The organism is Mycobacterium sp. MS1601 (assembly GCF_001984215.1).
GTDB lineage: Bacteria > Actinomycetota > Actinomycetes > Mycobacteriales > Mycobacteriaceae > Mycobacterium.
Genome location: NZ_CP019420.1, coordinates 3743409 through 3767572, shown reverse-complemented (window position 1 = coordinate 3767572; position 24164 = coordinate 3743409). Strand labels below are relative to the sequence as shown.

Genomic DNA, 24164 nt, shown 5'->3' with positions numbered 1-24164 from the left:
CCGTTCGGCTAACCAGCGAGCCGCTGTGCTGCCGCCTCGATACGTTCGTCGGTGGCGGTCAGCGCGATCCTGACATGGCGAGATCCACTGGCGCCATAGAACTCTCCCGGCGCCACCAGGATGCCGCGATCGGCGAACCAGGCCAGGGTGTCGCGGCAGGGTTCGTCGCGGGTGGCCCAGAGGTACAGCCCGGCCTCGGAATGATCCACGGTGAAGCCGGCGGCTCGCACCGCGGGCAACAACACGTCGCGGCGGCGCGCATACCGCTCGCGCTGCTCTTTTTCGTGCCCGTCGTCGTCGAGGGCGGCCACCATCGCGGCCTGGATCGGCCCCGGCATCATCATCCCGGCGTGCTTGCGCACCGCCAGCAGCTCACTGACCAGCGCCGGATCGCCGGCGACAAAACCGGCGCGGTAGCCGGCCAGCGACGATGTCTTCGACAGCGAGTGAATGGCCAGTAGACCGGTGTGATCGCCGTCGCACACGTCGGGATGCAGCACCGACAGCGGCTCGACGTCCCATGCCAGCCCCAGATAACACTCGTCGGAGGCGATCACGACGCCCCGCTCCCTGGCCCAGCCGACCACCTTGCGCAGGTGCTCGACGCCGAGCACCCGGCCACTCGGATTGCTCGGTGAGTTGAGGAAGACCAGCGCTGGTGTCTGCGGACCGATCTGGGTCAGCGAGTCGGCGGCCAGCACGGACGACCGGGTGAGTCGCGCTCCCACGTCATAGGTGGGGTAGGCCAGCTCCGGCACCACCACCAGGTCGTCGGCTCCGAGCCCCAGCAGCGTCGGCAACCACGCGATCAGCTCTTTGGTGCCGATCACCGGCAGCACCGCGCTCTCGGCAAGCGCGGTGATGCCGTACCGGCGCCGCAGCGCCGCCACGGCCGATGCGCGCAGGGCGGGGGTACCTGCCGTGGTGGGGTAGCCCGGGGCGGAACTGGCCTCAGCCAGTGCCTCGCGGATGACCGGCGCCACCGGATCCACCGGGGTGCCTACCGACAGGTCGACGATGCCGCCTGCATGCGCACGCGCCGTGGCCGTGACATCCGCGAGGGTGTCCCACGGGAAGACCGGCAGGAGCGCTGAGACCCGGGTCAGGGTTCAGTCCTCGCCCTGCGGCGGCAGTTCCTTGATGGCGGCGGGATCGTGATCGGTCTGGCCGACCTTGGACGCGCCACCGGGTGAGCCGAGTTCGGAGAAGAAGTCGGCGTTGGACTGCGCGTAGCTGCTCCAGTCATCGGGAACGTCATCTTCGTAGAAGATGGCCTCGACCGGGCAGACGGGTTCGCAGGCGCCGCAGTCCACGCATTCGTCGGGGTGGATGTACAGCATGCGTGCGCCCTCGTAGATGCAGTCGACGGGGCATTCCTCGATGCATGCCTTGTCTTTGACGTCGACGCAGGGTTGAGCGATCACGTATGTCACGGGGTCTCCTCGGCTCCTGTCAGTGTTATCTGGCGGGATGGGCGTTCGTACTCAGTTTCTGGTGGATCTCGTTCTCGGTGGGTGTGACAAGTATCCGGGGGCTGAAACCGGACAACTGTGCCAGTGTGCCCTAACTTGCGCACCTTGATTGCCAGGACACGCTTTTACTGATACTAGACGTCGCATATACAAGTTGCGCAACCTGCCGCGGCTATGCACGCGAGTGCACTGCACCCTGTTGCATAGGACCGCTGGTACCGCATACTCTGCGACAGTGGCTCTCCCCCACGCGATCCTGGTGTCGCTGCGTGAGCAGGCCGGTTCGGGATACGAACTGACCCGCCGCTTCGACCGCTCCATCGGCTACTTCTTCAGTGCCACCCACCAGCAGATCTATCGGACTCTGCGGGTCATGGAGGAGCACGGTTGGGTCCGGGTGACGCCGGTGCAGCAGCAGGGGCGCCCGGACAAGAAGGAGTACGCCGTCACCGCCGCGGGCCGCGCCGAACTGCGCCGCTGGATCGCCGAACCGTTGACCGGCCGGGGCAGTGCAGTCACCGACACCCGAACCCGCGACCTGGCTGTCAAGCTGCGTGGAGCCGAGTTCGGCGATGTGTCCGCGGTGCGCCAGCAGGTGATCGGCCTGAGGGCCGAACATGCCGCGCTGCTGCACACCTACCGCAGCTTCGAAAAACAGCAGTTTCCCGAGCCGTCGACCCTCGCCGGTGGCGAACTGCACCAGTACCTGGTGCTGCGGGGCGGCATCCGAGCCGAGACGAACTCGATCGAATGGCTCGACGAGGTGCTGACCGGGCTGGGAGGCTGAAGGTGTTACCAGAAGCTGTTGCATTTCCGAAGTTGTTGTCGCCGTTGGATCTCGGCTTCACCACCCTGCGCAACCGCGTGGTGATGGGATCCATGCACACCGGGTTGGAGGACCGAGGACGCGACACCGACAGGCTCGCCGCCTACTTCGCCGAACGGGCCCGCGGCGGCGTAGGCCTCATCATCACCGGCGGATACGCCCCCAACCGGACCGGTTGGCTGCTCCCCTTCGCCGCGGAGCTGGTGTCGTCGTCACAAGCACGAAGGCACCGCCGAATCACCGCGGCCGTCCACGATGGCGGCGCCAAGATACTGCTGCAGGTACTGCACGCCGGTCGCTACGCCTACCACCCGCTATCGGTCAGCGCGTCCTCGATCAAGGCCCCCATCAATCCGTTCCGGCCGCGGGCCCTGCGTGACGTCGAAGGAACCATCGACGATTTTGTGCGGTGCGCCCTGCTGGCGCGCGAAGCGGGGTACGACGGCGTCGAGATCATGGGCAGCGAAGGGTATCTGCTGAACCAGTTCCTGGCGCCGCGCACCAACAAACGCCGTGACGGCTGGGGCGGTACCGCGACCAACCGGCGCCGGTTCCCGGTGGAGATCGTGCGGCGCACCCGCGTTGCCGTCGGCCCGGATTTCATCCTGAGCTACCGCATGTCGATGGCCGACTATGTGCCCGACGGCCAGAGCTGGGACGAGATCGTGGCGCTGGCAACGGAAGTCGAAGCAGCGGGTGCAACGATCATCAACACCGGCATCGGGTGGCACGAGGCGCGGGTACCCACCATCGTCACCTCGGTTCCCGCAGGCGCCTTCGTCGACATCAGCAACGCAGTGTCACAACACGTCGACATCCCGGTGATGGCCTCCAACCGGATCAACATGCCCGAGGCCGCCGAGCAGATCCTGGCCGACACCGGAGTGGCGCTGATCTCGATGGCGCGACCGCTGCTGTCGGATCCGGATTGGGTCAACAAAGCGGCCGCTGGTGTGCCCGACGAGATCAACACCTGCATCGCCTGTAACCAGGCCTGCCTGGACCACGCGTTTGTGCACAAGACGGTGTCGTGTCTGTTGAATCCGCGCGCGGGGCACGAAACCACCCTGGTGTTGGGGCCCACCCGGCGGGTCAAGTCGGTGGCGGTGGTGGGCGCTGGACCTGCCGGCCTTGCGGCGGCGGTGGGTTTGGCGCAGCGCGGGCACAAGGTCACGGTGTTCGACGCGGCAGAGGCGATCGGGGGCCAGTTCGACCTGGCGCGCCGCATCCCCGGCAAGGAGGAGTTCGACCACACCCTCCGCTACTACCGGACGATGCTGAAAAAGCACGCTGTCACCATCTGCCTCGGCACTCGCGTGGCTGCAGCTGATCTGGCCGGCTTCGACGAGGTGGTACTGGCCACCGGCGTCGCGCCCCGGCTTCCGGACATTCCCGGCATCGATCACCCGATGGTGCTCACCTATCCCCAGGCCATCTCCGGCGTGCACCCCGTCGGCAAGCGGGTGGCGGTGATAGGCGCGGGCGGCATCGGCTTCGACGTCAGTGAACTGTTGACCACCGACCAGTCGCCGACGCTGAACCTCAAAGAGTGGAAGGCCGAATGGGGCGCCGGCGACCCGCAGGACGGCCGCGGTGCGCTGGTGCCGCCGCTGCCCGCTCCCGCGCTACGGCAGGTCTATCTGCTGCAGCGTTCCACGGGCGCACAGGGCAGAAAGCTCGGTAAGACAACCGGGTGGGTGCACCGTGCGTCGCTGAAAGCCAAAGGGGTGGTGCAGCTTTCCGGAGTGACCTATGAGCGCATCGACGACGACGGCCTGCACATCAGTATCGACTCGCGGTCTCGGCTCCTGGCCGTGGACAACGTTGTGGTGTGCGCCGGCCAGGAGTCGGTGCGTGATCTGGAAAAAGGACTGCACGCGTTGGGGATCCAACCGCACATCATCGGCGGGGCGGCGGTGGCTGCCGAGCTGGATGCCAAGCGGGCCATCCAGCAGGGCACCGAACTCGCCGCCCGCCTCTGACGAATCGGGCCGAGATCAGGCCTGCTTGACCGCCTCGATCTCCAGAGTGATGGTCACCTTTTCTCCGACAACGGATCCGCCGGTCTCCAGCGGCATGTCGATGTCGATGCCGAAGTCCTTGCGATTCAACACCACCGAGGCTTCGAAACCGGCAACCTCGCCGTGGCCCATACCGGGGTTGACGCCATTGAACTCCAGCGCCAAGCTGATGGGCTTGGTGACGCCTTTGAGGGTGAACTCGCCGTCGAGCACGTAGCTGTCGCCCTTGGACTGCACGCCGGTGGAACGGAAGCTCGCCGAGGGATACTTCTCGACGTCGAAGAAATCAGCGGACTTGAGGTGTTCTTCACGCTGCTCGTTGCCGGTGTTGATCGAGGTGACGTCGATCTCGGCGGCTACCGACGGAGTGCCGTCCTCGGCCACGGTGATGGCACCGCTGAAGGCGCCGAAAGTACCGCGCACCTTGCTGACCACGAGGTGGCGCACGGAAAAGCTGATCGACGAGTGCACCGGGTCGATGGCCCAGGTGCCGGCGGTGAGGCCGGTGGCTGCTGCAGTGGTCATTGGTTCTCCTTGAACAGGTTGGGTACTCGGCGGGCCCGGCACCCTCGGATATCAAAACGGACCCCGGTCCGAATCTATTCCGGACCACGGTCCGCTGGCAAGTGCCGAAGTCTTACCCGTAGTGCCCGATGAGCGGCAGCGCCGACAAACCCGTGGCACAGCCCGTGAGAAGGAGGACTGCACCCGCACCAGCAGCAAGCGCACTGGCCCGCGGACGGAAGATGGCCGCCAACGCGCAGAAGATCCCGACGATCGAGAGCACCGCGGACAGAGTGGCCGACGAACCGGCATTGGCGATGCGGGTGCCGTTCTCGAAATCAGTGGCGAAGTCCGGTGTCGCCCATACCGATACAGCGAGTACCGCAGCCCAGAACTGACACAGCGCCGCCGCGGCGCACCACCCCCAGGATGCGCTGCTCGGGGGTGCCTCGGAGTCGATGACCATGCCATCGATCTTCGCCGTAGGCCAGGCCCGCCCACATGCGTAGGACTACTCGACCGTGGGTCAGGCGGCGTGCTCGGTGTAGGTGGTGGTGCGTTGGCGGGCGGGGCGGTTGATGCCGGCGGCGATGGCGTGGAGTTCGGCGACGGTTTTGGCAGAGCCGTTTTCGGAGCCGGCCATGCGGGAGATGGTTTCTTCCATGAGGGTGCCGCCGAGGTCGTTGGCGCCGCCTTGCAGCATGATCTGGGTGCGTTCGGTGCCGAGTTTGACCCAGCTGGTCTGGATGGAGGGGATGCGGCCGTGCAGCATGATCCGGGCCAGGGCGTGCACGGCGCGGTTGTCGCGGTGCGTGGGTCCGGGGCGGGCGGCGCCGGCCAGATACAGCGGTGAGGATTGGTGCACAAACGGTAGCGGCACGAACTCGGTGAAACCGCCGGTCTGATCTTGGATGCGTCGCAGGATGTTGAGGTGTCCGACCCAGTGTTTGGGGGTGTCGACGTGGCCGTACATCATGGTCGAACTGGAGCGCAGCCCGACTTGGTGGGCGGTGGTAATGACCTCGATCCATTCCGAGGTGGGCAGTTTGCCCTTCGTCAGCACCCAGCGCACCTCGTCGTCGAGAATTTCTGCGGCGGTGCCGGGAATGGAGTCCAGCCCGGCCTCGCGCAGCGCGGTGAGCCACTCCCGGGTGCTGGTGCCTGCGCGGGTGACACCGTTGGCGATCTCCATCGGGGAGAACGCGTGCACGTGCATGCCCGGGACGCGGGCTTTGACCGCGCGCACCAGGTCGGCATACCCGGTGACCGGCAGTTCGGGATCGATGCCGCCCTGCATGCACACTTCGGTGGCCCCGGCGACGTGCGCTTCCCAGGCCCGGTCGGCGACCTCGGCAGTCGACAGGGAAAACGCATCGGCGTCACCTTTGCGTTGCGCGAAGGCGCAGAACCGACAGCCGGTGTAGCAGATGTTGGTGAAGTTGATATTGCGGTTGACCACGTAGGTCACGTCGTCGCCCACGACGTCACGGCGCAGCGCGTCGGCCAACGCGGTGACGGCGTCCAGGGCCGGGCCGTCGGCGGTCGCCAACGCCAGATAGGCGTCCTCGGACAAGCCGGCGGGATCCTTCTCCGCCGAACGCAACGCGGCCAAGACATCGGTGTCGATGCGCTCGGGGGCGCGGGCGGCCAGCTCCGAGACCTTGTCGCGGATCGATTCCCAGTCCCCGAACGCACTGTCGAGATCCGAGCGGGTCTCGGTGAGCCGGCCCTGCACATCGATAGCACTGTGCAGATCGACCCGCCCCAACGATTCGTCGGCCTCATCGGGTTCCTGCCACGGCAACCCCACCGGAGTGACCGGCCGGGCCCACCCGGTGTCCGGATCAGCCAAGGCATCAACATGCGCACGCACACGCGGGTCGATCCAGGCCGCACCGGCCTGGACATACCGTGGTTGCGCGGTCAACCGCGCCACCAGGTCATAGCCGGCCTCCGCGGTGACCGACGCGAGATCCTCCAGCGCCGGCCACGGCCGCTCCGGGTTCACATGATCCGGGGTCAGCGGCGACACCCCACCCCAGTCATCAACACCAGCGCCGATCAACGCCAAGCACTCCGAGCGAGAGACCAGGTTCGGTGGCGCCTGAACCCGCATCTTCGGGCCCAGCACCAACCGGGTGACAGCAATAGTGGCCAGGAAGTCCTCGATCCCAGCATCCGGGGTCGCGGCCATCGCGGTGTGATCCTTGGCCCGGAAATTCTGCACGATCACTTCCTGAACGTGCCCGAACTCCTTGTGCAACCGGCGGATCGCATGGATGGTCTCAGCCCGCTCGGCCAGCGTCTCCCCGATCCCCACCAACAACCCCGTGGTGAACGGAATCGACAACCGGCCCGCATCAGTCAACGTCCGCAACCGCACCTGCGGGTCCTTGTCCGGAGACCCGTAATGCGCCTGCCCCTTGACCTCGAACAACCGTCGCGAGGTGGTCTCGAGCATCATCCCCATCGACGGAGCCACCGGCTTGAGCCGCGAGAGCTCACTCCACGACATCACCCCGGGATTCAGATGCGGCAACAACCCGGTCTCCTCGAGCACCCGGATCGCCATCGCCCGCACATAATCCAACGTCGAGTCATACCCACGTTCATCGAGCCACTGCTGAGCTTCAGGCCACCGAGCCTCCGGGCGATCCCCCAGCGTGAACAACGCCTCCTGACAACCCATCTCCGCGCCCCGGCGAGCGACGTCGAGGATCTCGTCGGGCTCCATGAACATGCCCTTGCCCGCAGCCCGCAACCGCCCCGGCACCGTCACGAACGTGCAGTAATGACACGTGTCGCGGCACAAATGGGTAATCGGGATGAACACCTTGCGCGAATACGACACCGGCAGCCGTCCATTCGGCCCACGACGACCCTCGGACTCCAACCCCGCATCCCGCACCCGCGACGCCGAAGCGCACAAATCCGCCAGATCATCGCCACGCGCCGTCAACGCCAACGCAGCCTCATCAACATTGAGCGCCACCCCATCACGCGCACGCCTCAACACCCGACGGAGAGCCGCAGGGCTGGGCTGGGCCGGAACACCGGCTCGGGGCGGGACAACCGGACTGGGCAGCTGGGTGCCGTGTTGCTGGTTCAGAGCCACTCCTGTGTAACTACGCGGTGTTGGCAGTTCATCCTCGCGTCTCACTATCTGGAACGACGGCACGCACCACGCCCGCCACAATAGCGCTCGCGACTCACCGGGGGTCGACCTCCGGCTGACCGCCGCGCAATGAGCAACTCGTCAGATATTCTCCTCGAGAGTTTGCGACAACGCGGGTCCACTGCGGGTCGGGACGGGTCTTCGAGGAGTTGGAATGGGCATTTCCCCGCGTTCGGTGTTGATGGCCGGTGTATCGATTTTCACCGTGGGCGCGGTGGCTGCGGCACCGGTCAATGCAGCGTCAATCCCATCTGTCCGCACCGCCACCGTGGAGTCCACCTCGGCACATCGACAGATCGTTTCCACCCCGGTGATGCTGACCGGGTTGGTCGATGCACTCGCAGCACTGCCCGCGCCGACGGATCGGTCCGAGCCGCAGAGTCCCTCGGTGGGCGCCGCGGCGGGAGTGATGTCCGCAGGGACCAACTTGATGGACCTCTACTTTGCTGCCCTGCCGTGGGTGCAGTGGGGTTTCGAGACCGCGACCTGGGCGGTGGGTTGGGTTCCGGTGGTCGGCTACTTCTCCGGCCAGGTCATGGTGGCCTACTACACCGGCGAACCCGTGGTGCAGAGCTGGTTCCAGAGCGTGGCCTACCTGTTGGACGGCAACCTCACTGCCATCCCGTCGACACTGGTCAACGGAGTTGTCGACGGCTTCAACGCCTTCATCCAGAGCGAGATCAACTGGCTGCTGGGCTACTTCCCGCCGCTTCCGCCGTTCCCGCCCTTCCCCGGCTCCGTAGCCCTGGCCGCGGCCACCCTCGCCACGCCGGAGCCGTCCGACGCCGCGGAGTCCCAAGCACCGGCAACCGATGCCGACGCCTCGAAGGCCACCCCGGTGGTCGACACCATCGCCACCGAGCCCGTGGACGTACCGGCAGTCCCGGTGTCCGAGGGGACCGAAACGGACGTCGACACCGAAAGCGAGACTGTCGTCGAAACCGACACTGTCGAAACCGACACTGTCGAAACCGACACTGCCGAGACCGACGTCGCCCCGGGCGACGAGTCCGAGCAGGACCAGGAAACTGTCCAGGACGAAACGGCTGCCGAAGACGAGGTTGACGCCGAGGACGAGACCGGTGCCGATCAGCCGACCGACGACACCGATGCCGATGCCGAGTCGGACGTCAAAGACGAAGCCGTTTCAGATACAGATACAGATACAGAAGCCACGACCGACAAGACCGAGACGTCAAAGGACACTGCCGCGGCCTCCGGCTCCGATGACAGCCCGTCGGCGGATTCGTCAGGGGACGACTGAGCGCTTCTGGCTGCGCACCCACAGCCAGAAAGCGGCCGGGCTGGCGCCGAAGAGGATCAGCAGCACCGCCGAGTAGGCCAGCACACCGGTGCCGCCGAACACGACGTCCCCACCGGGGCCTCCGAAGGTCATCAGGGCCACCGTTGCCAACCATGTCCAAAGCGGCAGCGCGGCAAGACCGTTGGAGGTCGTCCAGTACGAGGCGGCCCAGACCAGGGCGAGGTTGAGCAGACCGGCGATCACCGCGCTCAGCGGCATCGGCACACCACCGAGCCGATAGGGAAGAAGAAGAGCCGCCGCGACAGCACACAACACGCCGTCCACCGCGAGCAGTAGCAGGATCACCACCCGCACAGATTCATCAGCCGCCGCGGGATCTTCGCGGTCGGCAGGCGTGGCGATGCTCAGGTCGGGATGCTGTCCAGCAGACCGGACAGTGAACCGATGACCCACTGCAGGTTGTCGAAACGGTCCTGCCAGTGCTGCAGATTGGGGTCCAGATCTGGGTCCACTGTCGTCCCTTCCGTAGGTGCCGGATCCGTGGAGCTTACCTGCTGGGTGCGCCGGCAGGGGCCGAGTAGCGGTTACCCGATTCGTGACGAACCGGTACCCGAATGTCACGGCGGCAGTGGTTCGGCATGTGGCGGCGCCGTAGGTTCGGGTGACACCGGCGGGACCGTGGAGGGGGCGGCCCCGACGGCCAGCCGCTCAGCTCAGCAGCAGCCCCGCCAACAGGTCGCGCTCCCACCCGCGGTCGTCGAGCTCGCCGGGAGTGCCCGCCACCAGCACGTAGTGCTCGTCACCCAGAATGGGCAAAGCCAAGTCGTTGGACAGGGCGCAGACACGGCCGGTCGGTCCCACCACCACCTGGGTGGCGTGTGCGGCCAGCGCAGCGGCCTTGGCCGGCTGCGAATCGCTCGCAGCCACCACGGCGGTGATCTTGTCGTCGGTGAATCCGAACTCGACCTCGTCGGTGTCCAGCGTCCAGTGCGGTAACAGGTCGGCCGGCTCCAGGGCGCTGGCCGCGGCGGTGAAAGCACTGCGCGCCATCACCGTCCAGTAGAACTTGGGAACCACCCAGGGCTCCCCCGGGTACTCGTCGCCTCCCGAGGCCGCCACCGCTGCCGTCGTCACCTCGTGTGCACGAATGTGGTCCGGATGGCCGTAGCCGCCGTTGGGGTCGTACGTGACCACAACGTGGGGGCGCAGGGTCCGCAGTATCGCCACCAGCGCGCCGACTGCTTCGTGCTCGTCGGCATCAACAAAGCGATGCCGCGTCACATCGGTGTCGGTGCCCGCCATCCCCGAGTCCCGCCACCGGCCCGCCCCACCGAGGAAGACCGGCGCCTCGACCCCGAGATGGTTGAGCGCCTCGGTCAATTCGCCAATGCGGTAACCGCCCAACTGGTCGGCGTGAGTGGCGGCCAACTGCGCCCACTGATCCCCGATCACCTCCCCCTCTTCACCGAGCGTGCAGGTGACAACGGTGACCTGGGCACCCTTGGCGGTGTAGTGGGCGATGGTGGCGCCGTTGTTGAGGCTCTCGTCATCGGGGTGGGCGTGCACAAACAGCATCCGCGGAGATTCCGCGGACAGCGCGGCGGACTGCATCGACCCACCTTAACGTTGCGCCGGTGAGTCGACGTCACCTCGAGTACGGCTGCGCCGTCATCGTGATCGGTGTCCTGGCCGGAATCGCCGGGATGTCGACAACCTTGTTGTTGCACTGGGTCGAGCACCTGACTTTCCACTACTCGTTCGGATCTCTGCTCGAGGGTGTCGGCGACAGCAGCCCCCTGCGACGCGCATTGGGACCGACCATCGGCGGCGCCCTCGCCGGGCTGGGATGGTGGCTGTTGCGCAGGCGTACCGCGGTTCCGGAACTCAACGACCTCATCAATGGCTGCCGGCCGATTCCGCGCACCACATTGGCACTCGACGCCGGCCTGCAGGTCCTGGTGGTCGGTTCGGGTGCCTCGCTGGGCCGTGAAGGCGCGCCAAGGCAGCTGTCGGCGGCGATGGGAGACGCGGGCACTTCACGCTGGACCCTGACCGCCCGCGACCGTCAGATTCTGCTGGCGTGTGCAGCCGGGGCCGGCCTGGGCGCGGTCTACAGCGTGCCACTGGGTGGGGCGCTGTTCGCGTCACGGATTCTGTTGGGGTCGTGGCATCCTCGCGTGTTGGGGACCGCGCTGATCACGTCCAGCCTGGCGGTGGCCGTCGCGTCGCCGGTCACCCATGACGCCACTCCCCTCGCGTGGCCGGACCCCAGCCTGTCACTTCTGTTGGTGGCCGTCGCCGTGGTGCTGGCACCCCTGGCCATGGCGACGGGCTCGGTCTTCACCGGACTGATGCAGCGGGCAAGGCCCGCACAGCTGGCCGACTCGTGGCTGTTGATCCCGGCGATCGCCGGCGCCGGATTGTTGATCGGGATCTGTTCACACTTCTGGCCCGAGCTGCCAGGCAACGGCAAGAGCATCCTGACGGTAACCCTGAGCAGCGATCTGACCTTGGCCGGCGCCGCAGCGATACTGCTGCTCAAACCGCTGCTGACCGCCGCCTATCTGCGCGCAGGTGCCGTCGGCGGACTTCTCACGCCGTCGCTGGCCACCGGAGCGGCACTGGGCTCACTGGTGGCAATCGGCGTGAACACGTGGACGCCGTGGTCACTGAGCGTGCCTGCGGTGTCGTTGACGTGCGCGGCAGGCGTCTTGGCCATCACCCAACGTGCCCCGCTGTGGGCCGGCCTGTTCGTGTGGGAGTTGGCCCGACCCCCGTGGTGGCTGCTTGCGGTCTTTCTGGCGGCGGCCTGGTCCGCGTACGGATTTCACAAGCTCAGGAATCCGAAGCAGTCCGCGCAGTAGCGAGCCCTTGCAAGAGCGTCGGACGAAGCACCAACCGGTGGACAACTGACAGCTCAGCTGCGCTCCGCGGACAAAACAACCGCCCCACTTGGGGATTTGCAGCGTCGACCACGCCGCGAAGAAGGGTCTGCGGGCGCGCCAAACACGCGCCAAGAACAACAGATACGAGGCGCAAAAGTTTGCTGGACACTCAGGATTAACTAAGTTTCGGTGGATAACCGATTTACGCGTTCGTCAAACCCGTTGTCACAGACTTGTTATCTAGCTACTACATCGCCACCCGCTGGCCCGGCGTTACAAGGTTCGTTCCGCGGCATCTACCAATCCGCTGGAGCGGCGTCGCAACTGTGCTGGAGCAATCCCTGGCAACGGCCGTTTCGGCGAAAGACCTCTACCCCGTACTAAAAATTTCAAACCTGCGAATTTTTCGACTCTGAAAGACCGGATGAGCCGCCCCCGGTAGGCCCAGCCGGCCCGCGACCCGCCCAAACCGCGCGACACATGACCAGAAATCTTGGCGGCGCCGATCACGTCACAAAGACGAAAGTTCACCCCGGAAACATAAATTCCAGCGAAGACACAGCTAGATGCCCAGCTGCGCGACGATGGTTGCCACAAACAACCCTTGGTCCAACCACACCGGCCACGCAGCAGCGACTCGGGCCATTCACGTCTCCGTGCCACTGGGAGCAGGCGAATATTATCGCCTACGTCGATCACGCCTCCACTGGCACTTCTGTGTCCGCCACGCGTGACAGCTACTTACATAAAGTAAGCAAGAGTTTCGTGACAGGAAACGTCACTTTGCGGACAGCAGTTTGCCAGCATGTCCCATGAGTCCCCACCCGCGCCACCAGAGCTACCTCTGCGTCACCACCCCACTGAGCAAACATCGAGGGCACCAATCGACGCTGCTGAAAAAACTCACTGAGACGGGTTTGTTACTTAGCCAGTTCTCAGGTAGCTTTTTGCTGCGTCGGGTCCGCTTTTATCAGCCAGGGGATGTCATGGATATTTCAGTTCGGTCTTATCTGACCGCCGGAGTCGCGGTGGTCGGTGCCACCGCCATCACACTTGCACCGGTCAAAGTTCTGCCCGCGGACCTCGAGATCCGCGGCGAGAACATGGCCTCGCTCCTCCAGGACGTGTCACTGTCCTCGCTCGCCGACCTGATCGCTGCCGCGCAGCAGGCCATCGCCCCTGTGGGTGTGGGCGTCGAGGCCGGCTCCATCGCCGCCGGCGCTGCCATCCGCGATGTGGGCGTGGCCATCAGCGAGACCGTGGCCGCCGGCGTAGCCGGAGGCGGCACCGCCTTCCGCGCCGTCCTCGATGCCCTCCTGGCCCAGGGCAGCAGCCTGGCAGTGGCCGTCGACGCAGCCATTGCTGCATTCCCCAGCGCCGAAGCCTTCATCGACGCTCTGGTCTCGGCGTTCGCCTCCGTGGACCTCGACCTGTCGCTGGCCCTGCAGCTTGCCTTCGAGGCCGCTCTCGACTTCGGCGCCGTCGTCAACGCCGAGGCCATCGCCGAAGCACTCCTGGCTGCCGGCGCCGACCTGGTGGCCGCCTTCAACGCCGCGGTCGAGAACTTCCCGACGCCTGCGGCCTTCGCCTCCGCCGTCGCCGCCGCGCTGTCCGGCGTCTTCCCGGGTCTCAGCGACCTGGTGACCGATGGCGGCGTGGCCCTGGCCAACCTCATCACCACACTGGCCGCCACCCTGGCGTCGGGAATCGACCTGAGCGGTTCGGCTTTCGACATCCTGGTTGCCGCCCTGCAGAACGGCGGCAGCGCGCTGGCCGAGGCTTTCGCGGACGCCATCGCGTCGTTCGCCAATCCCGAGGCCTTCGTCGATGCGTTCATCGACATCCTCGCCGCCGTCAACGCACCGCTGGCCGCGGCATTCAATGTGGCACTCGACATCGCGGTGAGTCTCGGCATCGACCTGGACGTCTCCGCCATCGTCGAAGCTCTGCTGACCGCCGGAAGTGACTTCTCGGCACTCCTGCAGGCCGTTGTCGCCAGCTTCCCGACCCCCGGTGAACTGGTCGCCGCGTTCGGCAACGCCCTCGCCGGCTTCCTGCCCGGACTGCAGAACCTGACCAGCTTCGCCGCCACGGCGATCGCCAACCTGTCCGCCGCTCTGGCTGACATCTTCGGGGACGGCCTGGCCTTCGGTGCCGACGTCTTCGGCGAGATCATCGCCGGCCTGCAGGACGCCGGCAGCCAGCTGTACGCCGCATTCGCCGCAGCCATCGCCGCCTTCCCCACCCCGCAGCTGTTCATCGATGCGTTCGTCAATGCGTTCGCCACGATCAGCGCTCCGTTCGGCGCCGCTCTCGAGGTTGCGTTCCAGGCCTTCATCGACGGCGTGGAGATCCTCAACCCCGTCACCATCGCAGAGGCGTTCCTCAACGCCGGCGCAGATCTGGCCGGGTTCTTCCAGTCGGTGTTGGAGGGCTTCCCGACCCCCGCTGATGTGTTCGCCGCATTCAGCTCCGCCTTCGCCGCCGTCATCCCCGGCTTCGAAGCACTGGCAGCCGCCGGTGTGGCCGCACTGGGCGACCTGTCGGCAGCCCTGACCGCAGCCATCGAGGCGGGAATCGAGCTGGGCGGCACCGGATTCCAGGCGCTCATCGACGGGCTGCTGGACACCAACAGCGCGCTGTACGCCGCGTTCGCCGCCGCTATCGCCGCGTTCCCCACCCCGGAACTGTTCATCGACGCCTTCATCGATGCCTTCGCGGCCATCGACGTTTCGCTGGGCGCCGCACTGGAAGTGGCGCTCGAGGCCTTCATCAACGGCGCCGAGATCCTCAACCCGGTGGCGGTGGCCGAGGCCCTGATCAACGCGGGCGCCGAGTTGGCTGCCACCTTCGGTCTGGTGCTGGATGGTTTCCCGACCCCGGCTGAACTGGTAGCCGCGTTCGCGGACGCATTCACCAGCTTCGTCCCGGGTGTGGAGTTCATCGCCGCGGCTGCCGCCGAAGCGATCGCCAACCTGTCGGCCGACCTGGCCGGTGTCATCGAAGCCGGCATCGGCTTCGGCGCACAGGCTTTCGAGTCGCTGATCAACGGCATCGAGGGCATCAGCGGTGACCTGGCCGCGTCGTTCCAGGCCGTGCTCGAGCTGTTCCCCTCGCCGGAGCTGTTCGTCCAGGCGCTGACCAACGCCTTCGGCCAGATCGGTCCGTTCCTCGCCGATTTGGGCGCCAACCTGGTGGCCGGCATCGAGGCAGGTATCGACCTGGGGGCCGAGGCCTTCGCGGCCCTGGGTGACATCTCGGCTGACATCAGTGCCTCGATCAGCGCGTCGCTGTCGTTGGCGCTCGACGGTCTGCCCGACGTTGCGGGCGCCGTCGGTGCCGTGGGCGAGGCCATCGTCGACGCCGCCGCGTACACCGGTGACACCATCCGGACCGCCATCGACAACTTCAGCTCGGTCGCCACCGCGGTGGTCGTCGCGTTCCGCGATTCCACCGCCACGGCAATCGCCAATGGCCAGAACTCGCTCGAGGCTCTGGTTGCCGGCATCACCGCCGCCGCGGCGAAGCTGGCTGCCGGGTTCAACTTCAGTGGCAGTGTCGATGTGGACGTGGACGTCGAGGCCGGTGCGGGCGCAGGCGCCGGTGCTTCCTCGGCGGATGTCGCGAACAGCTCGGGCCTGGGCTCCGGTCAGCTGTTCACGCTCAGCACACCGGAAGCGCCCGCCAAGACAGTCACCGAGGAGACGGCCGTCGCAGCGCCGGTCACCCCGGAAGAGGCCGTCGCGGGCGCGGACGAGGAGAAGGAGCCCACAGCTCCGGCCAACCCGTTCGCCACCGCTGCCCGGGACACCCAGTACACGCTGAACAAGGTTGCCGAGGACACCCAGCACACGCTGAACAACGCCGGCAAGCAGATCAGCGCAGGGCTGGACCAGACCCGTAAGCAGGTCGAGGGCGGCCTCAACGATCTCCGCAACAACGTGGAGAAGGCCCTCGGAGTGAAGAAGCCGGCCAAGTCCGACTCCAAGAAGGACGACACCAAGGCTGATTCCGCCAAGTCTGAGTCGAAGTCCGACAGCAAGTCGGAGTCCAAGTCTGACTCCAAGAAGTCCGACTCCAAGAAGTCCGAGAGCAAGTCCGACAGCAAGAAGTCTGATTCGGGCGAGTAACCTCTGAACACCGATCCGGCCCCGTTCGCAACAGCGAGCGGGGCCGGATTGTGTTGCAGCTCAAACAGTTACTGAGGCGGCTTGACCCAGTCGCCCGCGTCGCCGACGATACCCACCGGCACCGCGCCGGTGAGGGCGACGTTGCGCATGGTGGGTCCGGCCGCGACGATGGTGGTGTCCTGCAGGATGGGCAGCACCGTGGCCATGTTCCACAGCCGTGGTTCCACGGCGGTTATCACCTCGTCGATGGTCTTCGAACCATCAAGTGCCGCATCGATGTTCGTCTGGATGCTCTGATCACACAACCCGGTGATGTTGGACGGCGCCTGCACCAGCGTGTCTTCGTCAGCCACCGGCGGTGCGGTGGTGGGTGTCGCCGACGCCGTGACGGGGTCCTCGGTCGGGGTGGGTGTCGCAGACGAAGACGGGGTGGGCTCGGACGTGGTGGGCTCGGTCGGCGAGGGCGCCGACGTCGTCACCTCGACCGGTTCCAGCGCACGGCAGCCGTACCTCGAGGCCAGCGCAGTGGCCAGGTCGCCGCCGGCCCGATGCCAGCCGACGATTGCGTCAACCCTGTTCTCCTCCAAGGCCTCTCCGTACAACACCACCGGGTCCAGCGCGGACACCGACGCCGCGATGCCGACATTGCGCAACTGGTCGGCCGCGGTGTTGGCCACCGCCACCGACGTGGGGTCGTTGGAGGCCACCCCGAGCACCAGCGTGAGCTGCTCACCGTCCTTGGTGATGGTGCCGCGGGTGGCCACCGGCGGCGGAACAGGTGTGGTGGACGTCCGTGACCCCGCCGACGGTGTCGGGGTGCTGGACGGCTCGGAGTCGGGCTGTACCACGTAGCCGGCCTGTTCCAGCAGCTCCAGTGCCGCCGCCTGCGGCATGGCCGGTGGCGCCGTCGGCACGTAACCCGGGTCGGACGGGGCCCGCACCTGGGCCTGCGCCAGAGTCACCGTGTTGTCGCTGCCTGCCCCCACCGCGGCCAGCAGATCCACGTCGAGTAATCCCAGAATCGCTCGGCGGACAGCGGTATCGGCAAGCGCCGGCTGTTGGGCGCGCAGCGACAGCTGCATCACCCGCGGCGTCACGATGCGCGCGGTCCGCACGTCCGGGATGGCAGACAGCTGCGCGAACGCCGCCGCTCCACCGTGCACCTGAGCCACCTGCGTGTCACCGTTGCGGATCGAATCAGCCAGTGCAGCAGGCGTTCCCGCGCGCCGGAAGAGTATCTGGTCCGGTTTGGCCGGCTCTCCCCAGAAGCGGTCGTTGCGTGCCAACAAAATCTCGTCGCGCTGCGGGTCGATGGTGTCGACCCGGAAGCGCCCACCGGTCACCGGCATCGTCCGCGCCAGACCGGCGGGAAATCCGCCGGGGACGTCTTTGACGATGTGCGCAGGCAGGATGTCACTGAACAGCTCACGCCACGCGGGGTACGGCTGGGAGAACGTCACCACCGCGGTCTTGCCACCGTCGATCGACTGCACACCGGTGATCAGGTCGTAGCCCGCGGGGTCGACGACACCGGGCTGGCTGACCATCTGCCGCCACAGATACCAGAAGTCGTCGGCCGCGATCGGGGCGTTGTCGGTCCAGGAAGCCTCGGGAAGAATCTTGTAGGTCACGGTGAACTCGCCGAAGTTGTCGGTCTGTTCCGCCGACTCCAGCAGTGTTGTGTCCATCTCCCACCGCGAACCCGTCGGCGACTCCGGATCGGGCACCGGACGAAACGCGCTGGGCAGCACCAGCGAGGCTATCGCCGCGTTCACCGGCGATTGATCCGAGAGCAGATGCGGGTTGAACCCGGGCCCGATGTTGTCGATGCCCATGATGATCTGCGTCGCCTTGGGCGGCGGCGGTGGAGTGCTCTCGGTGGTCTTGGTGCTCTGCGGTGCCGGTGGCGGACTCACCGTGCACCCGCCGACCCACAAGACCGACGCCAGCGCACCGGCCGTCAGGAAGCGGGAGCGGCTCTGCACGCCTTTCAGGGTAGCCATCCCCGTGATATGGCCCGTCAGCTCTTCGCGGCCGCTTTCGCCCGTGACTTCGCCCGCGCCCGCAGCGTGGCGGTCAGCTCCACCTTGCGCACCCGCACGATCTCCGGGGTCACCTCGACGCACTCGTCCTCGGCGCAGAACTCCATGGCCTTCTCGAGATCGAGCTCCAGGGGGCGGGCCAACGTCTCCATGACGTCAGCCGTCGAGGACCGCATGTTGGTGAGCTTCTTCTCGCGGGTGATGTTGATGTCGAGGTCCTCGGCGCGCGGGTTGATGCCCACCACCTGGCCCTCGTAGGTCTCCTGCCCCGGCTCGACGAAGAACTGACCGCGATCGGCCAACTGGATCATGGCGAACGGGGTGATCTGCCCGGAGCGATCAGACACCAGCGACCCGGTGTGCCGCGCCCGGATCTCACCGGCCCACGGGCGGTATCCGTCGAACACCGCGTTGGCGATACCGGTACCGCGCGTCAGCGTCAGGAAGTCGGTGCGGAACCCGATCAGGCCACGGCTGGGCACGATGAAATCCATCCGGACCCACCCGGCAGCGTGGTTGGCCATGTCCTCCATGCGGCCCTTGCGTGCGGCCATCAGCTGGGTGACGGCGCCCACGAACTCCTCGGGACAGTCGATGGTCATGGACTCGAACGGCTCGTGCAGCTTGCCGTCGATGGTCTGAGTGACCACCTGCGGCTTGCCGACGGTCAGCTCGAAGCCCTCGCGGCGCATCTGCTCCACCAACACCGCCAGCGCCAGCTCACCGCGGCCCTGCACCTCCCAAGCGTCCGGACGGCCGATGTCGACGACCTTGATCGAGACGTTGCCGACGAGTTCGGAGTCCAGCCGGGACTTCACCATGCGGGCCGTCAGCTTGTGTCCGGACACCTTGCCCGCCAGCGGGCTGGTGTTGGTGCCGATGGTCACCGAGATGGCCGGTTCGTCGACGGTGATACGGGGCAGAGCGTGTGCATGCTCGGTGTCGGCCAGGGTGTCGCCGATCATGATCTCCGGGATACCGGCGACCGCCACGATGTCCCCGGCGACAGCCTCGTCGGTGGGGGTGCGCTCGACGCCGACGGTGACCAGCAGCTCGGTGATCTTCGCGGTGGTGATGACGGGGTGACCGTCCACCTCGCGCATCCAGGCCACCTGCTGGCCCTTCCTGAGCTTGCCCTTGTAAATGCGGATGAGCGCGAGCCGGCCCAGGAAGGCCGAGGCGTCAAGGTTGGTCACCAGGGCCTGGAAGGGTGCCTCGGGGTCGCCCTGCGGCGGCGGGATGTGCTCCAGGAGGACGTCGAACAGCGGGTCCAGATTCTCGCCGTCGGGGTTCTCCCCGTTGGCGGGTTCGTTGACACTGGCGATGCCCGCGCGTCCCGAGGCGTACAGCACCGGCAGGCCGAGTGCGAACTCGGCCGCGGTCTGCGCCTCGGCGTCGAGGTCGGAGGCGACGTCGAGCAGCAGGTCATGGCTCTCGGAGACCACCTCGGCGATGCGGGCGTCGGGACGGTCGGTCTTGTTGACCACCACGATCACTGGCAGGTGTGCCGCCAGGGCCTTGCGCAGCACGAACCGCGTCTGCGGCAGCGGCCCCTCGGAGGCGTCGACCAGCAGCACCACACCGTCCACCATCGAGAGCCCGCGTTCGACCTCGCCACCGAAGTCGGCGTGGCCCGGGGTGTCGATGACGTTGATGACCGTCATGGTGCCGTCAGGGTGCTGGCGGTGCACCGCGGTGTTCTTCGCCAGGATGGTGATGCCCTTTTCCTTCTCCAGGTCACCGGAGTCCATCAGGCGTTCGATCGTGTCATCGCCCCGATGGCTCAGTGCGCCGGACTGCCGGAGCATGGCATCGACGAGAGTCGTCTTGCCATGGTCTACGTGAGCGACGATGGCGACGTTTCTAAAGTTGGGGCGAGAATCCACGTCGTTGATTCTCGCAGTGCGGGTGAGCATTCGCGAAAACGAGGAAAGGAACTCTTGATTTCCAGCAAGTACGCCGGCCTCAAGGCCAAGAAGAAGTGCTGCCGGTCCAAACCCCGCTGCAAGAAGTGCCCGCTGGTGTTGCACAAGGTCCACAAAGCCGAACTTCTCGGCATCCACGGCAAGGACCTCGACAAGGTGTTCAAACGCGCGCGAAAGGCGTGAGAAACTAGCTCTGACCTGCCGAGACGAGTAGCCTCGTTGTATCCGTCATCGCGCGCTCGGAGGTAAGAGATCATGACGGTTTACATGGCACTCACCATCGCGGTGATCGTGGTCTTGGCTACCACCGCGACGCTGGCGATCTACCTCGGACTGCTCAACTGGATGGGCACTTTTTATGTCGTCAGGTGTGGCGCATGCCACCATCTGACGTTCGCGGGCGCCGACCACACGCAGCCGTCCTGCCCGCACTGCAGGCATCCGGTGTTGATGCATCCGCTGCACTCCGCGCACCATCCGCGCTCGATCTCCGAGGTGCGGGTGGTCGGCGACCAGCTGCGGTACTGAGCACCAGGACCCGACCGTCGGGCGCGGCGGCCATTCGCGCCCGCGGTGGACGACGACTGTGCAAGCATCGCTTCAGTCCGGTCGCCGAGGCGGCGACAAAGGAGCCGGGGAGGCAGGGCCGGACCAAAAATCACGTGACCCCGGCAGCGTTGCCGGTGGATTGGAGCGGCTGCCATGCGTTCATTCATCCGGTCTCTGACTGTCACACTCATCGCGTTGATCGCCGCGGCGGCGTTGGCTCTGGGGTCCACGCTGACCACCACCGTCGTGTTGACGGCGACCACAGCGCTGATCATGGGCGGCACGGGCAGACCCAACCCCGACGACTTCCCCGGTTACGTCCCCAACGTTGCGCAGTACTACATCTATCCGAATTCGGTGTGCGCGCCGCCCGGCTGCGATCTGGAGGCGGTGTACACACCCGAAACCGCGTGGCCGGTGTACGGCGGGCTCGATGCGCCGACATGGAAGCAGTCGATCCTGCAGGGCACTGAACTGTTCGGCGAAGCCGTCGACGACCAGCTCGCCGTGATGGGTCCCGCCGACAATCTGGTGCTCTTCGGCTACTCGCAGAGCGGCGCCATCCTCGCCTACCAGAAGCAGGCCCTCGACAGGCTGTCCGACGGGGAGAAAGAGCACATCGAGTTCGTCGTCATCGGCAATGTTTCCCGGCCCAACGGCGGTCTGAACACCCGCCTCCTCGGGTTCTCCGTTCCCATCGTCGAATTCCCGTTCGGGCCGTCAATGCCCACCGATACCGGCATCAAGACCACGGACATCGCGATGAAGTGGGACATCATCGCCGACGCTCCGCTGTACGTCACCAATCCCCTGGCGATGATCAACGCGATCCTGGGCTTCGAGTACGTGCACGGCACCTACCCGCAACCCACGGCTGCCTCGCCGGATGAGACACCGGGCGGATACACCGCCGAGCAGTGGCGGTGGCTGATGGACCACCCGGAGCTCTATCCCGACCTTGTGGATGTCCAGGAGTACGGCGATACCAAGTACCTGACCGTCACTCCGACCGTTCTTCCCCTGGTGGCGCCACTGCACGATCTCGGACTGAAACCGTTGGCGGACCTGATCGAGCCCGCCCTTCGGGTGCTGATCGAGCAGACCGGTTACAACCGAGATCTGCCCTACGGGCAGACCACCGGGTTCCGTCTGATCCCCGTCTTCAATCCGGTGACCTTGGCCGTGGACCTGATCAAGGCCATTCCGCAGGGCGTCGACCAGATGATGGCCGGTTTGCGTGGCGAGCCGACGTGGATAGTTCCCGAGCCTCCTGAGACGTTGATGAACGACGACGATGAAGCTGATACCGCTGCTGTTCAACGAGTTTCGAGCTCGCCGCTTGAGCCCGCGGAGATCGCCTCCACGCCAGTCGATTCTGCTGGCATCCCCGATGACGATGAGTCGGATACGAAGCCGGCGCGGGATCCTTTGCGGGTCTTCGAGCGTGGGCTGCGTGATGTCGGCGATCAGATCCGCGCCGCGCTGAAACCGCGTGCGGAGAAGAAGGACGAGGCGGATCAGAAATCGCCGAAAGACGAAGATTCCGAATCAGATTCCTCCGGTGCCAGCTCTTCGGATTCCTCGGCGGATGACTCCGACAAGGGTGCAGAAGCCGACAAGTCGGAGACCAGGGACACCACCAGGCGCACCACCGACGAGAAGAAGCCCGACAAGGCCACTGCCGACGCCACTGCCGACGCCGCTTAGCGGCACGCGCCTTCAGCCGCAGGACCCTGGTGCGTCCGTCGGCTGTGGTGGTGTTGCCGGATCACGGATCGTCAGGTCCGATGATCCGTCCAGGGTGGTGCAGATTGTTGGTGCGGGACTGCCCGCAATCCAACTCGGGCGGCGGAATCCATTCCGTCACACCATCTTCAGGGCGATTGCGGGTGGTCCACTCGGTGGTCTCGACCATGCGGTTGTCAGGCCCACACGCGAGGGTGAGATCTTCGATGTCGGTCTGGCCGCCGGCTTTCCAGTCTGAGTTCGCGTGATGAACCTGCGAGCGGTACGCACTGGCAGTGCACCCCGGCATGGTGCAGCCACGGTGTTTCGCCAGCAGGACCAGGCGTTGTGCCAGGGTGGCGGTGCGCCGGGCCCGACCGAAGTGCAGTGGGATTCCCTTACCGTCGAAGATCGCCAACCATGGCCGCGAATGGGCAGCAATCTTGAGCACATCACAGATCGGGATCATGGCGCCGCCCGCAGTCAGACCGTGTCCGATGCCCTTCTCCAGATCCGTCAGGCTGACGGTGATGACGACGTTGGCGGGGAAACCGTTGATGGTCCCCGTCGGCATCGTGGCGAGAATCTGGCGGCACAAGGCCAGCAGTGCGTCGTGATTGCGTTTGCCTGCGGAGCGGTGATCGGCCTGTTTCTGCTCTTCACTGGGTTCACCCTGTACACACGGCGATTCATCGTCGGGGTTGTTCATCCCCGGGGCCGCGTTCTTCTCCAACAACGGCTCCAATGTCGCCCACATCTCCGGAGTCAACAGTCCCTCGACCGGCACCAGGCCGTCCGGGCGTTGTTTGCCGCGCCGTAGGTAGGCCTGGGCCTGGCGGTCCTCATCGGAGAACTCACCATCCTGGTCCAGCAGGTAGAGCAGGTGGGCAGCGGCTTTCCGGAACGCCTCCGGGCCGAGCTCGCAGGCATGTTGGGCCAGTTGTTGTTCGGCGTTCTCCCGGGTCTGAGAGTCCACCGAGAGGGGCAGGTTGTTCACGAACCACCGGAGGTGTTTGACGTGCTCGGCGCCGATCAATCCTTGTGCCTGCCCACGCGCCACCGTCGGCATCTTCGGCTCCAGGGGTTCACCGGTCAACGACCGCCGGGGCCCGAAGCGTTCAGCGTCGTCGAGCCGGCGTCGCGCTTCGGTGTCACTGATCCGCAACCGCTGGGACAGGACTTTGGCGAAACTGCTGGCCCCCAACGCCGTCGGCGACGTCTCGCTCGTGAGCTTCTGATAGACGTTGTGATCGAGCACCGGCTGCGATCGTGCCACCGCTTCGCGGCGCTGCTGCAGCTCCAACAGTTCCAGATGAGTGAACCCCTCAACCGAGTACCGATTCATCCGCGCGGTGGCTTCTTCGATCAGCGCTTGGTCAGCCAGCATCGCCTCCCTGTCCTGCACCGCTGATCTGCACATAACACAAAAACTAGACCTGGGGTCCGACAGAAAGTCGCGCCGTGTGACACCAGATACCGCAGTGACACAAGAGTTTTGACGCCCTGTCCCGGACCGCGGGTCCCTCGATGCGCAAGAAATGACCGGCACGGTCGAACCGGGAGACGTACCAGTCCAGTGTCAGCGGGTGGGACCGGCGGCTGGTACCTGGCACTGCCGAAAGCACCTCACACATCGCTGATCTCGA

Annotated in this window: 18 protein-coding genes; 8 read left to right on the top strand and 10 right to left on the bottom strand. The window is 66.0% G+C overall.

Annotated features, from left to right (window positions below):
• Positions 1 to 8 precede the first annotated feature (8 nt).
• Positions 9 to 1106 (bottom strand): succinyldiaminopimelate transaminase, encoded by a 1098-nt coding sequence (gene dapC, locus BVC93_RS18355; RefSeq protein ID WP_083738728.1) that lies wholly within the window; start codon positions 1104 to 1106, stop codon positions 9 to 11.
• A 3-nt stretch (positions 1107 to 1109) separates the two neighbouring features.
• Positions 1110 to 1433, bottom strand: coding sequence for a ferredoxin (gene fdxA, locus BVC93_RS18350; protein WP_083738727.1), 324 nt, complete (start codon positions 1431 to 1433; stop codon positions 1110 to 1112).
• Positions 1434 to 1707: 274 nt separating this feature from the next.
• On the opposite strand from fdxA, the gene BVC93_RS18345 reads away from it, so the two are divergent.
• Both BVC93_RS18345 and BVC93_RS18340 read left to right on the top strand, forming a co-directional pair.
• The gene (locus tag BVC93_RS18345) at positions 1708 to 2259 is read left to right on the top strand and encodes a PadR family transcriptional regulator (RefSeq protein ID WP_083738726.1); all 552 of its coding nucleotides are present in this window, start codon (positions 1708 to 1710) and stop codon (positions 2257 to 2259) included.
• Complete coding sequence (locus BVC93_RS18340; protein ID WP_083738725.1) at positions 2223 to 4280, top strand: NADPH-dependent 2,4-dienoyl-CoA reductase; 2058 nt, start codon at positions 2223 to 2225, stop codon at positions 4278 to 4280. The genes BVC93_RS18345 and BVC93_RS18340 overlap by 37 nt, the downstream gene beginning before the upstream one ends.
• A gap of 15 nt (positions 4281 to 4295) precedes the next feature.
• Here BVC93_RS18340 and BVC93_RS18335 read toward each other — a convergent pair whose 3' ends face one another.
• The 3 genes from BVC93_RS18335 to BVC93_RS18325 form a co-directional block, all read right to left on the bottom strand.
• Positions 4296 to 4844 (bottom strand): YceI family protein, encoded by a 549-nt coding sequence (locus BVC93_RS18335; protein ID WP_083738724.1) that lies wholly within the window; start codon positions 4842 to 4844, stop codon positions 4296 to 4298.
• 112 nt (positions 4845 to 4956) lie between these two features.
• Entirely contained in the window at positions 4957 to 5289 is a 333-nt protein-coding gene (locus BVC93_RS18330) for a hypothetical protein (RefSeq protein WP_083738723.1), read from the bottom strand.
• Between the two features lie 60 nt (positions 5290 to 5349).
• Positions 5350 to 7938 (bottom strand): bifunctional FO biosynthesis protein CofGH, encoded by a 2589-nt coding sequence (locus BVC93_RS18325; protein WP_083738722.1) that lies wholly within the window; start codon positions 7936 to 7938, stop codon positions 5350 to 5352.
• Between the two features lie 214 nt (positions 7939 to 8152).
• Between BVC93_RS18325 and BVC93_RS18320 the strand changes: the two genes are divergently transcribed.
• Positions 8153 to 9262, top strand: a complete 1110-nt coding sequence (locus tag BVC93_RS18320; RefSeq protein WP_083738721.1) for a hypothetical protein — start codon at positions 8153 to 8155, stop codon at positions 9260 to 9262.
• Here the strand turns inward: BVC93_RS18320 and BVC93_RS18315 are convergent.
• Positions 9248 to 9715 (bottom strand): hypothetical protein, encoded by a 468-nt coding sequence (locus tag BVC93_RS18315; RefSeq protein ID WP_083738720.1) that lies wholly within the window; start codon positions 9713 to 9715, stop codon positions 9248 to 9250. The two genes, BVC93_RS18320 and BVC93_RS18315, sit on opposite strands and share 15 nt — an antisense overlap.
• Before the next feature lie 255 nt (positions 9716 to 9970).
• The gene (mshB, locus tag BVC93_RS18310; protein WP_083738719.1) at positions 9971 to 10873 is read right to left on the bottom strand and encodes an N-acetyl-1-D-myo-inositol-2-amino-2-deoxy-alpha-D-glucopyranoside deacetylase; all 903 of its coding nucleotides are present in this window, start codon (positions 10871 to 10873) and stop codon (positions 9971 to 9973) included.
• A gap of 23 nt (positions 10874 to 10896) precedes the next feature.
• Between mshB and BVC93_RS18305 the strand changes: the two genes are divergently transcribed.
• Together BVC93_RS18305 and BVC93_RS18300 are read left to right on the top strand one after the other, a co-directional pair.
• Positions 10897 to 12126: a chloride channel protein gene (locus BVC93_RS18305; protein WP_083738718.1), complete on the top strand. Its 1230-nt coding sequence runs from the start codon at positions 10897 to 10899 to the stop codon at positions 12124 to 12126.
• 1007 nt (positions 12127 to 13133) lie between these two features.
• Positions 13134 to 16277: a hypothetical protein gene (locus tag BVC93_RS18300; protein WP_157516981.1), complete on the top strand. Its 3144-nt coding sequence runs from the start codon at positions 13134 to 13136 to the stop codon at positions 16275 to 16277.
• A 68-nt stretch (positions 16278 to 16345) separates the two neighbouring features.
• Here BVC93_RS18300 and BVC93_RS18295 read toward each other — a convergent pair whose 3' ends face one another.
• Positions 16346 to 18280, bottom strand: a complete 1935-nt coding sequence (locus tag BVC93_RS18295; RefSeq protein WP_083738716.1) for an ABC transporter family substrate-binding protein — start codon at positions 18278 to 18280, stop codon at positions 16346 to 16348.
• Between the two features lie 17 nt (positions 18281 to 18297).
• Entirely contained in the window at positions 18298 to 20235 is a 1938-nt protein-coding gene (typA, locus tag BVC93_RS18290) for a translational GTPase TypA (protein WP_083738715.1), read from the bottom strand.
• Positions 20236 to 20259: 24 nt separating this feature from the next.
• Between typA and BVC93_RS33615 the strand changes: the two genes are divergently transcribed.
• The 3 genes from BVC93_RS33615 (at position 20260) to BVC93_RS18280 (ending at position 22500) form a co-directional block, all read left to right on the top strand.
• A complete protein-coding gene (locus tag BVC93_RS33615) occupies positions 20260 to 20427 on the top strand; it encodes a hypothetical protein (protein ID WP_192860028.1) in 168 nt (55 codons plus the stop codon).
• Positions 20428 to 20499: 72 nt separating this feature from the next.
• Positions 20500 to 20772 (top strand): hypothetical protein, encoded by a 273-nt coding sequence (locus BVC93_RS18285; protein ID WP_083738714.1) that lies wholly within the window; start codon positions 20500 to 20502, stop codon positions 20770 to 20772.
• Positions 20773 to 20946: 174 nt separating this feature from the next.
• On the top strand, positions 20947 to 22500 hold the full coding sequence (locus tag BVC93_RS18280; protein WP_083738713.1) for a PE-PPE domain-containing protein: 1554 nt from the start codon (positions 20947 to 20949) through the stop codon (positions 22498 to 22500).
• Between the two features lie 61 nt (positions 22501 to 22561).
• On the opposite strand, the gene BVC93_RS18275 is transcribed toward BVC93_RS18280, so the two are convergent.
• Positions 22562 to 23905 (bottom strand): HNH endonuclease signature motif containing protein, encoded by a 1344-nt coding sequence (locus BVC93_RS18275; protein WP_236950017.1) that lies wholly within the window; start codon positions 23903 to 23905, stop codon positions 22562 to 22564.
• Between the last annotated feature and the right edge of the window lie 259 nt (positions 23906 to 24164).

What these genes read in the sequence shown, in the direction of transcription:
- BVC93_RS18285 (WP_083738714.1), top strand. Translation starts at nt 20,500, where the DNA reads ATGACGGTTTACATGGCACTCACCATCGCGGTGATCGTGGTCTTGGCT.
- BVC93_RS18295 (WP_083738716.1), bottom strand. Translation starts at nt 18,280, where the DNA reads ATGGCTACCCTGAAAGGCGTGCAGAGCCGCTCCCGCTTCCTGACGGCC.
- BVC93_RS18320 (WP_083738721.1), top strand. Translation starts at nt 8,153, where the DNA reads ATGGGCATTTCCCCGCGTTCGGTGTTGATGGCCGGTGTATCGATTTTC.
- BVC93_RS18300 (WP_157516981.1), top strand. Translation starts at nt 13,134, where the DNA reads ATGGATATTTCAGTTCGGTCTTATCTGACCGCCGGAGTCGCGGTGGTC.
- typA (WP_083738715.1), bottom strand. Translation starts at nt 20,235, where the DNA reads ATGCTCACCCGCACTGCGAGAATCAACGACGTGGATTCTCGCCCCAAC.
- BVC93_RS18280 (WP_083738713.1), top strand. Translation starts at nt 20,947, where the DNA reads ATGCGTTCATTCATCCGGTCTCTGACTGTCACACTCATCGCGTTGATC.
- BVC93_RS18330 (WP_083738723.1), bottom strand. Translation starts at nt 5,289, where the DNA reads ATGGTCATCGACTCCGAGGCACCCCCGAGCAGCGCATCCTGGGGGTGG.
- BVC93_RS18335 (WP_083738724.1), bottom strand. Translation starts at nt 4,844, where the DNA reads ATGACCACTGCAGCAGCCACCGGCCTCACCGCCGGCACCTGGGCCATC.
- mshB (WP_083738719.1), bottom strand. Translation starts at nt 10,873, where the DNA reads ATGCAGTCCGCCGCGCTGTCCGCGGAATCTCCGCGGATGCTGTTTGTG.
- BVC93_RS18275 (WP_236950017.1), bottom strand. Translation starts at nt 23,905, where the DNA reads ATGCTGGCTGACCAAGCGCTGATCGAAGAAGCCACCGCGCGGATGAAT.
- BVC93_RS18340 (WP_083738725.1), top strand. Translation starts at nt 2,223, where the DNA reads ATGGCTCGACGAGGTGCTGACCGGGCTGGGAGGCTGAAGGTGTTACCA.